Genomic DNA, 12,530 nt, shown 5'->3' with positions numbered 1-12,530 from the left:
TATTGTAGAAGCAGCGGATCTTGTTGTCGTCACCGCGCACAAAGAACAGCGGGTCGCCCAGCCGGTCCCATTTCAGATAGGAACCGATCTCCGGCACCTCATCGGCATGGATCGCATAGACCCAGGAGCGCCGCCACAGGGCCTGCCGCTCCAGTTCATAGAATTCCGGATCGACATAGCGGCCGGCGGGGATTTCCGGCAGTTCCGGGAAATCATCCGGCGGGCCCCCACGCGTGGACTCATACTGCATGCCGGCCTTGATACGGTCGATCTCCAGGGCGTCCATGGTCCTTCCCTTTCCTTGTCTGTCTTCGCCCATCCCCCGTCATGAAGATGACGGAATAAGCGGGCGCGCATTTTCCGCATACATAGCAGATCGCTCTGCATACAGAAAGCATGTATTTTGTGTACGTCAAACGATCCTGGACGAACGCAGCGCCGCAATGGCGGCGGCGTCATAGCCCAGTTCGGCCAGGATCGCGTCGGTATGTTCGCCCACGATGGGCGGGCGTGAACGGATGCTGCCGGGTGTGGCCGACAGGGTCACGGGCGGGCCGGCCACGGGGGCCGGGCGCGGCAGGCCCGGATAATCCACATCCTGCAACAGGCCCATGGCCTGCACCTGTGGATGGTCCAGCACCTGTTGCGGCGACAGGACGGGGCCGCCGGGAATGCCGGCGGCCGCCAGCGCCTCCACCGCCTGATCCGTGGTCCGCCTGGCGCACCATTCGGCCATGCGGGCACAGAGAATCCCGTTATTGTCGCCGCGCGCCTGATCGCTGGCAAAGCGGGGATCGGCCTTCCAGCCGGGTTCCCCCACCATCTCGCACCAGCGCGCGAACAGGCCGTCGCCCACCGTATGGATCAATACATGGCCGTCCAGGGTGGCGAACACGTCGGACGGGGCCGATGTCTGGACCCGGTTGCCGGTGCCGACCCGACCGATACCGGTCACGGCCTGTTCCACCAGAAAGGCGTTGAACAGGGTGACGCCGGTCGATAGCAGGCTGGCCTGCACGGACTGCCCCCTTCCCGTGGCCCGTTTTTCCATCAGGGCCGCCATGGCACCCAAGGCGGCGAACATGCCGGTGCCGAAATCCACGTAAGGGGCACCGGCCTTCATCGGCTGTTCAGGCGTGCCGGAAAAATACATGGCCCCCGACATGGCCTGTCCCACCCCGTCAAACCCGCCGCGCGCGGCCCAGGGGCCGGCGGTCCCGAAGCTGGAAATCAGGACAGGGATGATGTCGGGCTTGATGGCGCGCAAACTGTCCTCATCCAGCCCCATGGCGGAAAGGGCCGGCGGCGGCAGGTTGGCCACCACCACATCGGCGGTGCCCACCAGACGGCGCACCACCTCCCGCCCCTCCGGCTTGGTCGGGTTCAGGGTCAGGGAGCGCTTGTTGACGCCCATCTGCAACCATCCGGCCCCTTCACCACCGTCCGTCACAGGCGTGATGAACCGGTCCTCACCCCCGCCCAGCCGTTCGATACGGATGATGTCGGCCCCGAAATAGCCCAGCAGCGTCGCGCAATAGGGTCCGGCCACATACCGGCCGAAATCCAGCACCCGCACCCCGTGCAGAACCTGTGACACGTCCCTTCCTCCCCGCCGGGTCCTCCCGGTCTGTTGCTCTGCATACAGGATATAGCCATTTCCCATAAATCTTCAAGCGCGCATAAAGTGAGTATTTCTGCGGATTTCAGAGGCACCCACATAACCACGTATGCCGCACCGCAGCAAAAATCGGCGGTTCCGACTTTTTAATTTTACACAGAAACGGCATTGTGTGTATATTTTTCGAAACCAAACGGGATCGGTATGGGCGGTTGTCTGTTGTCCGGTCGTTCTGGTGCGGGCGCCGAAAGGCTGGAGGTCTGCTGCACCCTTTTCCCCCCTCTCTCCCGTCATCCCCGCGGAAGCGGGGACCCAGCGTAAGGCGCGGTTAGCGCCGATATGAGCCATATCGCGGCAGACGCCGCTCTACGCTGGGTCCCCGCTTCCGCGGGGATGACGGGGAGGGAGGAGGGATCGGTCAGTAAGGCCCCCACCACCAACGACAACAGAGCCACCCACCACCCCGACAAGAAGTTCCAGGGAACCAGCGATCTGGGAGGATCATCCATGGACGGGATCAGTTCGTCTTTCGACTATCGCAAGGGCTGGTCGATCAATCCGGCGGCCAAGCCGGGCGATATCGACGCCAAGGCGCCCTTCATCGACAATGGCACCGAGAAGTTCGACCCCGCCCAATATTACGACAAGGGCTGGATGGCGCAGGAATGGGAGAAGCTGTGGACCAAGGCCTGGCTGATTGCCTGTCCGTCCAGCGACGTGCGCGAAGAAGGCGATTTCGCGACCTTCGAAATCGGCAACGAGAATATCGTTGTCGTCCGGGGCGATGATGGCACGGTCCGCGCCTTCTATAATGTCTGCCCGCACCGGGGGAACCGGCTGGTCCATACGGCCATCGGCAGCCTGTCGAACGGCTTTGCCTGTTCCTTCCATAGCTGGAAGTTCAAGCTGGATGGCAGCCTGAAAAGCATCACCGACCGCGAAACCTTCCGCCCCGAAGTGGTGTGCCACAATCCGGGGCTGAGCGCGGTTCGGTGTGAGGAACTGGCCGGTCTGGTCTTCATTTCCATGAACCCGGACGCGCCCGATCTGCGTGGCTGGCTGGGCCCGGTGGCCGACCATCTGGAAAGCTACCAGATCGACAAGATGCATGTGGTCCGGCAGGTGCGCAGCGAATGGGCCGCCAACTGGAAGGTGGGTGTGGATGCCTTTTATGAGGTCTACCACCTGCATGCGGTGCATCCGGAAACCCAGGGCGTGATGGAGGATTATTTCGTCCAGTACGACCTGTTCCCCAACGGGATGAGCCGGATGTGCATCCCCTTCTACCGGCCCAGCCCGCGCGTGCCCGACCAGTTGGGCGTGAATGAAGGGCTGAAAATGATGATGCCGGATGCGGCGCTCGACCCCGCGGGCTTCACCGGCACCGCGCAGGAGGTGCGTATCGCCGCGCAGAAGGCCAAGCGCGAACGCGCCGAACGGCTGGGCCTGGGCTATGAGAAGCTGACCGATGCACAACTGACCGACAGTTTCGCCTATGGGCTGTTCCCCAATGTGCAGATCGGCTGTCATCCGGAGGGTGTGTTCCTGATGCGCTTCATCCCGCATCCGCAAGACCCCGAACGGTTCTTCTATGACATCACCATCCTGTTCCGGCCCGTGGGCGCCGTGGCGGAGGCGGCGGGCAATTATGATGTGCCGGCCTGGATGGGCCTGCCCGAAGGGACCGACATTTCCGGCCGCGTGCGGCCCGATTGTGTGCATGTGCCGCTGGGCGAACCGGCCAATCTGGGGCTGGTGCTGGACCAGGACAGCGAATTGCTGCCGGTGGTGCAAAAGGGCCTGCGGTCGCGCGGCTTCAACGGCATGCTGTTTGGCGAACAGGAACAGCGCCTGCGTCATTTCCATGTCGAACTGAACCGCTACATGGCGGGGGCGCCGCGATGATCTTTTTCATCAGCCGCTTCACCGTCAAGCCGGACTGCGAGGCGGAATTCATCCGCCTCGCCACGGCACTGACGGAAAAGGTCCGCGCGCATGAGCCCAAGACCCTCTATTACGCCTTCTACCGGGCCGATGGCCCCGGCCGCTTCGTCGTCGTTGAAAGCTTCCCGGACGAGGCTGCGGAACATGAACATCAATCCACGCCCTGGTTCACCGAGATTGTGCCCCAGATGATCCCGTGTTTCGACGGGCCCTATGTGCGTGAATATTTCCATCCGCTGAATGCCTCCGCGAAAGGGGTGACGGCATGAGCAAGGCCGACCAGTTCATCCATGCCACCACGCTCGGCGACCTGCTGCTGTCGGCCGCCCACACCTGGCCCGACACGGACGCGCTGATCTTTCCCGATGAACGCCTGACCTATCGTGATCTGGCCAGCCGCGCCATGCACCATGCCAAGGGGCTGATGGCGATGGGCATCAAGCCGGGCGACCATGTCGGCGTGCTGCTGCCGTCTTGTATCGAGTTCGTCGATATCCTGTTCGGCGTGGCCCTGGCCGGCGGTGTGACGGTGCCGATCAATGCCCGTTACCGCGCGCATGAACTGGCCTATGTCACCGACAATGCCGATCTGGTCAGCATCATCACCACCGAACAGGTGGCCGATCAGTTGAATTTTGTGGATCGCCTGTGTGAGGGGCTGGAGGGTCTGGCCGATCAGACGGACCCGATGGATTTGCGCCTGAAGGGCTGCCCGCGTCTGCGCTCCATCATCCTGCTGGGGCAGGGCGGCCGGCCCTTTACCGTCACGGCGGACCGGTTCGACACGCTGGCCCGGACGGTGACGGACGCGGCGGTGCATGAGCGCCGGGCCTTTGCGCGGGTCCGCGCGCCCGGCATCATCCTGTACACGTCTGGCACCACCTCCAACCCCAAGGGCTGCCTGATCAGCCATGAGGCCATTGTCCGCACGTCCCAGGCCTTGGCGGAACGGTATGAGCTGACGGACCGTGACCGGTTCTGGTCGCCGCTGCCTTTGTTCCATATCGCGGCCATCCTGCCGCTGGTCGCCATCTATGCCAAGGGCGGGACCTACCTGTCGATGCAGCATTTTGATGCCGGCGTGGCGCTGAAAATGCTGGAAACGCATAAGGTGACGGCGACCTACCCCTGCTTTGCCCCTATCATGGTGGATTTGATCCACCATCCGGATTTCGCCACCACCGACCTGTCGTCCATGCGCCTGATGAATTCATCGCTGGCGGTGCAGACGGGCGCGATGAAGGAGATGCTGGCCAAGGCCATGCCCAACTGCATCCAGGTCGGCACCTATGGCCTGTCGGAGGCGGCGGGCACGGTCTGCACCAGCAGCCTTTCCGACAGTTACGAGGTGCGGACCACACGGCTGGGCCGCCCCCTTCCAGGGATCGAGGTGAAGATCGTCAACGCCTTTGGCGAGCCGCTGCCGCCGGGGGAGAAGGGCGAAATCCTGGTGCGCAGCCCCGGCCTGCTGGACGGCTATTACAAGGACCCGGTGAAAACGGCAGAGGCGCTGCAGGGCGGCTGGCTGCATACGGGCGATGTCGGGTCGCTGGACGGCGATGGCAACATCATGTTCCACGGTCGCACCAAGGACATGCTGAAGGTCGGCGGGGAGAATGTCGCGGCGGCCGAGATCGAGGCCTATATCGGCACCCACCCGGCGGTGAAAATGTGTCAGGTGGTGGGTGCGCCCGATCCCCGCCTGACGGAGGTTCCCGCCGCCTTCATCGAACTGCATCCGGGCACCTCGCTGACGGTGCAGGAGGTGCTGGATTATTGCCGGGGCAAGATCTCCAGCTTCAAGGTGCCGCGCCATGTGCGCTTCGTGACGCAATGGCCCATGTCGACCAGCAAGATCCAGAAATACAAGCTGCGTCAGCAGCTTGAAGCAGACCTGGCGGCCGGTGCCGCCGCCTGAGGAGTGTGGTTCATGTACACCATCGTCGCCAAGCTGTTCGTGAAGCCGGAAAAAGAGGCGGCGTTTGTCGCCGCCATGTCGGCATTAACGGATAAGGTTCTGGCCCATCAGCCGGACGTGACCGTCTATCTGTTCAAGAAAATCCGCGGCCAGGACCATGCCTATGCCGCCATCGAACAGCACCCGTCCCAGGATTATTTCCGTCAGGTCCATTGCACCACGCCCTGGTTCCAGGAACTGGTGCCGGGCGTGATGGACTGCCTGTCCGGGCCGATGGTGCTGGAGGAATTTGACGATCTGTAAGGGGGCGTCGCTCCCTCACCCTCCCAAACGCTGACGCGTCCGGGCCCCTCCCTCACCTGCCAAGCGGGCGAGGGGCGGAAAAAGCGAAACCGCAAAGTCACGCCCCTCGCCCACGAAGGTGGGAGAGGGAGGGGCCCATTGGCGCCCGCCAATGGGAGGGTGAGGGAACACCGCCCCTACTTCCCAACCCGTGCCCGCACCGGCCGCACGATCGTTACCGGTGTCGCCGGGACCATGCCCTCCACCCCGCGCATATACTCCGCATACCGTCCGATACGATGCGCCAGATCGCGCAGCACACCGTCGCGATTGGTCAGGACATAATGGTTGTCGAAGCGCAGGACCGTGAAGCCGGCGCGCTCCAGTGCCGCCGTCCGCGTGGCATCAACCACCGGGTTATGCTGGCTGCCGTCAATCTCCACGATCAGGTTCATTTCCGGGCAGATAAAATCCGCGATATAGCGGTCCACCCGCTCTTGCCGCCGGAACTTCAGCCCCAGGAACCGCCGGTCGCGCACCCACCCCCAGAACCGCCGTTCGGCGTCCGTTGCAGTCCGGCGCAGGTGCCGCGCGCGGGCGTCTCCGGTCATGATGGAATTGGGGTTGTGGTTGTCGATTGATTTATGGTGCTGGGGTTGCATTCCCGGATCAAGGGGATTTTTTCCGGGCAACGTGGCCCCCTCACCCTCCCTGACCCGTCAGAAGAACAAAATCGCCCCGAGCGCGATCGTGTCTGACTTGGCGCTGTTCGGTCCCTGCGCTTCGGCCTTGGTGTTGATATATTCGCCCACCAGCGTGACCCAGTCGGTCAGGCCGTAATGGGCCGCCGCTACCCAGGATTTGTTGGTGTCCAGCAGGGTGGGGTTCACCTCGCCCTTGGCCAGATCCAGATGGCTTTCGCCATAGGACAGGGCCAGGGTCAGCTTGTCGATCTTGTACGATCCCTGGACATAGAAGCCGTCGCTGTCGCGCTTGTTGCCCTTGGCGTCGGCGGACAGGATGAACAGGCCCGTCGTTCCAATGCCCTCGCCCGTATAATAATAGCCCAGCAGGCTGGCATCGCCGAAGCCGACCTTGGCACCGACATCGTAACCGGTACCCTTGTAATCGGGGCCGCCGGCCACGGCGGGGTCGTGATCCTGGCTGAGGAAGCCGGCCCAGACCCGCGCCGTCATGCCGCCCGACTTCACATCATAGCTGGCCTTGGCCTGGAAGCCCGGTGTGTCGTTCAACTCGTTCTGCCCCGCCGTCGCCAGCGGCTGGAAGATGCCGGCCGACAGCTTGAAGCCGTTCATGTCGGGGGTGGTATAGGTGATCTGCGGCTGGAAATCGGTGTAGATATAGCCAAGACCGATGCGCCCCAGCGAGGTGTTGGACGGGGCGGCATTGCCGGCCGCCGTGCCCACGCCCAGCAGCGTGACATCCGACAGGATGGCGTCCGACCCGAACAGGCCGATATCGCGGCCGATCTTCACCTCACCAAAACCCTTCTTCGCGAAGGTCAGATAGGTCTGGCGGAAATCGATGCCGGATGTGGACAGGGCCGTGGGCGAGCCGCCGGAATTGACGCCACCGGCCCAGGACACGCTGTTGATGCCGGGATACATGCCGAAATGGGCGCCGACATCCCATCCCCCCTGCTGCGTGGTCACATCGACCTTCAGGAAGCCGGGCAGCAGCCCGTTGCGGATCGAACTGGTCTCATTCCCGCCCACGCTGGCCAGACCGCCCACCACCGTCTTGGTGGCCCCGGCGCTGTCGGGATTGTCATGGACATAAAAGCCGTTGATCGATCCCGCGAAGTTCACATTCACGCTGCCGACCTTGAAACCGATGCCGCTGTCGCTGGCCTCGATGGCGCGGCCGCTGGACGGGGCCGCCGCCGGGGCGGCCTTGGTCTCTTCCGCCTTGCGGGTGGCCAGCGCCTGATATTCGGCCTCGCTCAGGATGCCCTTGGCCTTCAGTTGCTTCAGCAGTTCCTCGGTCGTGTCGGCCATGGCCGGCATGGACAGCATGCCCAGGGCCAATCCGCAGGCCCCCAGACGCAGCATGGTGCGCAAACGCATGTCTCCCTCCCTTTTCAATGATTTTCCCATCCGGATACAGAATTCCCCGCCGCGCCGGTAATATTCCGGCCCGTCATTGGAATGCATCTCGTGGCGATGGTGTCGCGATGAACAGGTTATGGATGAGAGGGGAGAATGGATATTGGACGTTGGTTTATTGGACTTTGGATGGATATTTGACCTGTTCCGGCATCAAACCCCCGCCACCAGCGCCCCGCCCGTCCCGGCCAGAACCGCACCCGCCCGGTCGCGTGGCAGGGCCGCCACGGCGGTGGACAGGGCGTCGGCCAGCAGGGCGGTGCCGGCCGCCACGCTGACCTGTTTCCAGCCCTGGGCGGGGCGGCCCGTGGCGGGGTCGAAAATATGGCCGATGCGGCCCGCCGCGTCTGCCAGACTGGCGCGCGGGGCCGATGTGGCGATGGCCCGGCCGCTGACGGGCAAGGTGGTGATCAGGCGGGCGGCATCGTCGGGGTCGGCCACGCCCAGCATCCAGTCGCCGCCATCATCCCGCCGCCCCACGCCGCGCGGTTCGCCCATATCGACCAGCATATGGCCGACCCCCTGCGCCGCCAGCAGGTCCACCACCCGGTCGGTGATATAGCCCTGGGCGATGCCGTTCAGCGTCAGGCACGCACCGGGCGGCAGGCGGACCCGGTCCCGCCCCACCAGCACACCGTGCCAGCCGACATGGTCCAGCACCGATGCCGGATCTGCGCCCGCCCCCTGGTCACGGTAAAGCTGCCAGAGCGGCTGCACCGTGGGGTCGAAGGCCCCCCCCGTGGCGGCGGATACCGACAGGGCGCGGGACAACAGGTCGGTGAAGGCGGCGGGCGGGTCGCCCAATTCCCCCTGCCGGTTCAGCCGCGAAATCACGCTGTCCGGGCGGTGCAGGCTGAATAGCCCTTCCATCCGGTCCACCAGCCCCGCGACCTGTGCCACCAGACGCCTTGCCGTCGCTTCCTCCACCCCGTGCAGGGTCACCTGTGCCGGCCCGCCCATGGCCTGACCTGTCCAGGTGACGGACGGCGGGCGGCGGGGCCAGGCGGCAATGGCGGCCCCGGCCAGGGCCACACCGGTCAGGCGCAGCAGGCGGCGGCGCGGAATGCGGTCAGCCGGCATGATGGCCCCCCTTCGCCCCGATGCGCGCGGCGGCCCCCGGCCCGTGCCGTGCCGCCACGACCAGCGGCACGCAGCGCCCGGCATCGGCATGGATGCCCACGCAGTCCAGGCATTGGAAACATTCATCATAGCGGATGCTGCCATCGCGCCGGATGGCCTTGTACCGGCAGCGCGCGGTACAAAGCTGACACGGGCTGCCGCAGGCCGCCCGGCGGGGTATCCAGTCCAGCAGCCTCAACCGCCCCGCCACCGCCATGAAGGCGCCCAGCGGACAGAGATAGCGGCAGAACGGCTTGAACATCACCAACCCCAGCAGCAGCCAGAACAGGGCGTACAGCACAAAGGGCAGGTCGCGGATGAAGGTCAGGGTGATGGCCGTCTTGAACGGTTCCAGTTCCGCCACCTTTTCCGCCGCCGCCGGCATGACCAGGGCCACACCCAGCAAAAGCGCCAGGGCGGCATATTTGACGCCCAGCAGCCGCGCATCCCAGCGGGGTGGAAGCTTCACCTGCGGCAGGCGCAGCCTCCGGCCCAGCGCATCGGCCAGTTCCTGCGCCGCGCCGAACGGGCAGAGCCAGCCGCAAAAGGTGCCACGCCCCCAGATGATGAACGTGACGGCAACATAGGCCCAGAGCAGCAGCGATACGGGATCATAGAGCAGGAAGCTGAAATCCATGCCCCGCGCCGCGCCCTTCACCACGCCCTGCACGGTTACGATGGAAAGCTGCCCCTGCGCATAGACCCCGATAAAGCCCAGGGTAAGGGCCAGGAAGCCCAGCCGGACCCGGTAGAACAGCCTTTCTTGCCGCGCCAGCCGGCTTTGCGCCATCAGGCCAGCGGTCAGTGCCAGCAGCATCAGGCCCAGCACCGACAGTTCCGGCAGGCGCGACCCCCAGGCCAGCAGCCATTCCGGCGGCGGCTCCACCCTCTCCGGCCGGATGAACAGGTCGGGCGGCAGGGCATATTCCAGGGGGAAGTCGCGGATTTCACGGTCGGGCCGGATAAAGCCCTTTTCCCGGATGGTGCGCAGCGACAGGGTCCAGGGGCTGGCGGGATCGAAGGCGGACGACCCGTCGATACGGAACAGCCGCACCTCGTCCACCGGCGGCAAGCCGGGCGGCAGGCTGTAATCATGCACCATGTCGCGGATATTCACGGGGAAGCCCGCCTGCATCAGCGACAGACGGTCGGGCACCGTGGCCGGTACGAAGTCGGGACCGGCATAGGAATAGCGCCCACGCGACAGGACCAGCAGCACCTCCTCCCCCGGCTGCAACCGGTCGCGCAGATGCCGGTATTGCACATCCCCCAGCAGCGACCGGCCGATGCCGGGCAGGTTCAGATAGGCAACCCACAGCTCCGCAAAGGTCCCCTCTTGGTCCGGGGGTGCGTCGGGATCGGTGAAGCCGCTGCCCTTATACGCCGCCTCCACCTGCGCCTCGCTCAGCGACAGGCGGCGGACATAGCCCCGGCGTTGCAATTCCTCCCAACTCAATGGCTGGTCCACATCCGCCCTTGGCAGGGATTTGGGCTTCGGCGCCACGGTGGCCATCCTGGCCTGTGCCACCTTGGTGGCCGCCCCCATGATGGTCAGGTTGGCGATGCGCAGGCTGGCGGTGGCCTTGGCCACACCATCCAGGGTGACCGATGTGCTGCCGCCCCGGTCGGACGCGCCGTACTGGCTGCCGATCTTGATATTCTGCCTTATGGTCAGGCCGCGATACTGGGCCAGGAAATCGGCGAAGGGCTGTGGACCATAGCCATCGACGAACACCGGTTCATGCTGGGACAGGATCTGCACATCCAGCAGCCGGCCCGTATCATCCATGGCAACGGCCAGGTTCATCGGCGTGCCGGAAAAGCCCGGAATGGGCGTCAGCGCGCCGGTTTCAAAGATATAGCCCGCGACCATGCCCGCCTTGATCAGCGGCCAGACCGGCATCTGGCGGTCCTTCTCCCCCAGGCTGTAGCCATCGGGCAGCAGCCGCGCCATCTCCGCCTCGCCCAACGCCGCGCGGGACGGGCCGGCGAGGACCAGCAAGATCAGGATCAGCACCCACCGCAACAGCATCGCACGCCCCCCGCCTTTGGCAAAAGGCTAGGGTGCGCGGATGGGGGCTGGGTATTGGACTTTGGTTTGGGGGGCGTGGTGGTGCCCCCTCACCCTCCCATCGGCTGACGCCGATGGGCCCCTCCCTCTCCCACCTTCGTGGGCGAGGGGCGAAAATATGCGCGACGCCAATGTTCCGCCCCTCGCCCGCTTTGCGGGAGAGGGAGGGGCCCAAGCCGGAAGGCTTGGGAGGGTGAGGGAGCGACGCCAGGGTGAAGGAACGCCCGCCCGCCTACAACACCAACCCGATCGGGTCCTCCAGCCGCTTACCCAACGCCGCCAGGAACTTGGCCCCCAGCGCCCCATCCACGGCCCGGTGATCACAAGACAGTGTCAGGCTCATCACCGACGCGAAGGCCACGCCGCCATCCGCCGTCTCCCGCGCCTCCCGCCTTGTGGTGCCGACGGCCAGGATGGCGCCCTGGGGCGGGTTGATGATGGCCTGGAACTGGCGGATGCCGAACATGCCCAGGTTGGAGATGGTGAAGCTGCCGCCGCTGATATCCTCCTTGGCCAGCGTGCGCTTGCGCGCCCGGTCGGCCAGGTCGGCGGCCCTGGCCCCGATGGCCCAGGGGTCCAGCGTATCAGCCCCCCGCACCACGGGCGTCAGCAGCCCGCCATCGACGGCCACGGCAACCGAAATATCGGCGGCGCGGAACCGTCTGATCCCATCCTCGGCCCAATGCACATTGACGTCCGGCACCTCCATCAGGGCCAAAGCCGCCGCCTTGATCAGCAGATCATTGACCGACAGCTTGCGGGGGCTGTTGGCCCGTGCGTTCAACTGTTCGCGGAAGGACAGCAGCGCATCGACGGTCACATCGGACGTCAGATAGAAATGCGGGATATTCTGCTTGGCATTGACCAGGGCCGTGGCGATGGCCCGGCGCATGCCGGTCACGGGCAGAAGATCATAGGCGGGGGCCGCAGGGACGGGGGCGGATGCCCGATCCGCCGCGTCGCGCACATCCTGCTTGGTGGCATGGCCCTTCGGCCCCGTGGGCGTGACGGTGGACAGATCGATGCCCAGATCACCCGCCAGCTTGCGCGCCGCCGGTCCGGCAGCGGGGGAGGGGGTGGCGACCGGGGCCGGGGCCGCGATCAACCCGCGCGCCCTGGCCGCCGCCTGCACATCGGCCAGCGACACCCGGCCCCGCGCGCCCGTACCCGTGATGCCATGCAGATTCATGCCCAGCTTGCGCGCGATCTTCTGCGCGATGGGGCTGGCATGGGGTTCGTTTGTAACCCATGCCAGCCACGCCTAACCAACACATCAAGCAATTTGAGGTATGGAATTCTAACTTGTAATGCAATAATGAACATCCATTGAACTGGATGAGAGTTGATTAGCGTACCACATCTCCACCCGCGGCCGCGACCAACCCTTCTAGCTCTTCTCGTGTGGTAATAACCATATCCCCATGCTGGCTCAGGGCCAGGTGCGAAAGCTGA

10 protein-coding genes and 1 pseudogene are annotated in these 12,530 nt (G+C 65.0%); 4 read left to right on the top strand and 7 right to left on the bottom strand.

All coding sequences use genetic code 11. The features are described 5' to 3' along the window. Both KBA48_RS29425 and KBA48_RS29420 read right to left on the bottom strand, forming a co-directional pair. Positions 1-286, bottom strand: a pseudogene (locus KBA48_RS29425) (hypothetical protein); the annotation flags it as partial. Between the two features lie 126 nt (positions 287-412). Next, complete coding sequence (locus KBA48_RS29420) at positions 413-1,597, bottom strand: CaiB/BaiF CoA-transferase family protein (RefSeq protein WP_292912251.1); 1,185 nt, start codon at positions 1,595-1,597, stop codon at positions 413-415. Between the two features lie 528 nt (positions 1,598-2,125). On the opposite strand from KBA48_RS29420, the gene KBA48_RS29415 reads away from it, so the two are divergent. From KBA48_RS29415 to KBA48_RS29400, 4 genes are read left to right on the top strand one after another with little or no spacing between them, the layout of a single operon-like run. Beyond that, positions 2,126-3,523: an aromatic ring-hydroxylating dioxygenase subunit alpha gene (locus KBA48_RS29415; protein ID WP_292912250.1), complete on the top strand. Its 1,398-nt coding sequence runs from the start codon at positions 2,126-2,128 to the stop codon at positions 3,521-3,523. Continuing rightward, complete coding sequence (locus tag KBA48_RS29410; protein WP_292912249.1) at positions 3,520-3,831, top strand: putative quinol monooxygenase; 312 nt, start codon at positions 3,520-3,522, stop codon at positions 3,829-3,831. The genes KBA48_RS29415 and KBA48_RS29410 overlap by 4 nt, the downstream gene beginning before the upstream one ends. Beyond that, a complete protein-coding gene (locus KBA48_RS29405) occupies positions 3,828-5,480 on the top strand; it encodes a class I adenylate-forming enzyme family protein (protein ID WP_292912248.1) in 1,653 nt (550 codons plus the stop codon). The genes KBA48_RS29410 and KBA48_RS29405 overlap by 4 nt, the downstream gene beginning before the upstream one ends. Before the next feature lie 12 nt (positions 5,481-5,492). Further along, positions 5,493-5,783, top strand: a complete 291-nt coding sequence (locus KBA48_RS29400) for an antibiotic biosynthesis monooxygenase (RefSeq protein ID WP_292912247.1) — start codon at positions 5,493-5,495, stop codon at positions 5,781-5,783. Positions 5,784-5,959: 176 nt separating this feature from the next. Here KBA48_RS29400 and KBA48_RS29395 read toward each other — a convergent pair whose 3' ends face one another. The 5 genes from KBA48_RS29395 to KBA48_RS29375 all read right to left on the bottom strand — a co-directional run bounded on the left by KBA48_RS29395 (position 5,960) and on the right by KBA48_RS29375 (position 12,333). Continuing rightward, positions 5,960-6,373 carry an endonuclease domain-containing protein gene (locus KBA48_RS29395; RefSeq protein WP_292912246.1) on the bottom strand — a complete coding sequence of 138 codons (414 nt, stop codon included), beginning with the start codon at positions 6,371-6,373 and terminating at the stop codon, positions 5,960-5,962. 108 nt (positions 6,374-6,481) lie between these two features. After that, positions 6,482-7,849, bottom strand: coding sequence for a porin (locus KBA48_RS29390; protein WP_292912245.1), 1,368 nt, complete (start codon positions 7,847-7,849; stop codon positions 6,482-6,484). A 192-nt stretch (positions 7,850-8,041) separates the two neighbouring features. Further along, a complete protein-coding gene (locus tag KBA48_RS29385; RefSeq protein ID WP_292912244.1) occupies positions 8,042-8,968 on the bottom strand; it encodes an FAD:protein FMN transferase in 927 nt (308 codons plus the stop codon). Continuing rightward, positions 8,958-11,039: a 4Fe-4S binding protein gene (locus tag KBA48_RS29380; RefSeq protein ID WP_292912243.1), complete on the bottom strand. Its 2,082-nt coding sequence runs from the start codon at positions 11,037-11,039 to the stop codon at positions 8,958-8,960. The genes KBA48_RS29385 and KBA48_RS29380 overlap by 11 nt, the downstream gene beginning before the upstream one ends. Before the next feature lie 271 nt (positions 11,040-11,310). Further along, entirely contained in the window at positions 11,311-12,333 is a 1,023-nt protein-coding gene (locus tag KBA48_RS29375) for a 2-oxo acid dehydrogenase subunit E2 (RefSeq protein WP_292912252.1), read from the bottom strand. Positions 12,334-12,530: the final 197 nt, after the last annotated feature.

The sequence above is a fragment of the Niveispirillum sp. genome (assembly GCF_017996735.1).
In the GTDB taxonomy this organism is placed as follows: domain Bacteria; phylum Pseudomonadota; class Alphaproteobacteria; order Azospirillales; family Azospirillaceae; genus Niveispirillum.
The sequence above is the reverse complement of the archived record's forward strand: the minus strand, read 5'-3'. Positions and strand labels throughout refer to the sequence as shown.

Bases quoted from the DNA above. Each gene is read 5' to 3' on its own strand.
- KBA48_RS29415 (WP_292912250.1), top strand. From the start codon at position 2,126: ATGGACGGGATCAGTTCGTCTTTCGACTATCGCAAGGGCTGGTCGATC.
- KBA48_RS29410 (WP_292912249.1), top strand. From the start codon at position 3,520: ATGATCTTTTTCATCAGCCGCTTCACCGTCAAGCCGGACTGCGAGGCG.
- KBA48_RS29405 (WP_292912248.1), top strand. From the start codon at position 3,828: ATGAGCAAGGCCGACCAGTTCATCCATGCCACCACGCTCGGCGACCTG.
- KBA48_RS29400 (WP_292912247.1), top strand. From the start codon at position 5,493: ATGTACACCATCGTCGCCAAGCTGTTCGTGAAGCCGGAAAAAGAGGCG.
- KBA48_RS29395 (WP_292912246.1), bottom strand. From the start codon at position 6,373: ATGACCGGAGACGCCCGCGCGCGGCACCTGCGCCGGACTGCAACGGAC.
- KBA48_RS29390 (WP_292912245.1), bottom strand. From the start codon at position 7,849: ATGCGTTTGCGCACCATGCTGCGTCTGGGGGCCTGCGGATTGGCCCTG.
- KBA48_RS29385 (WP_292912244.1), bottom strand. From the start codon at position 8,968: ATGCCGGCTGACCGCATTCCGCGCCGCCGCCTGCTGCGCCTGACCGGT.
- KBA48_RS29380 (WP_292912243.1), bottom strand. From the start codon at position 11,039: ATGCTGTTGCGGTGGGTGCTGATCCTGATCTTGCTGGTCCTCGCCGGC.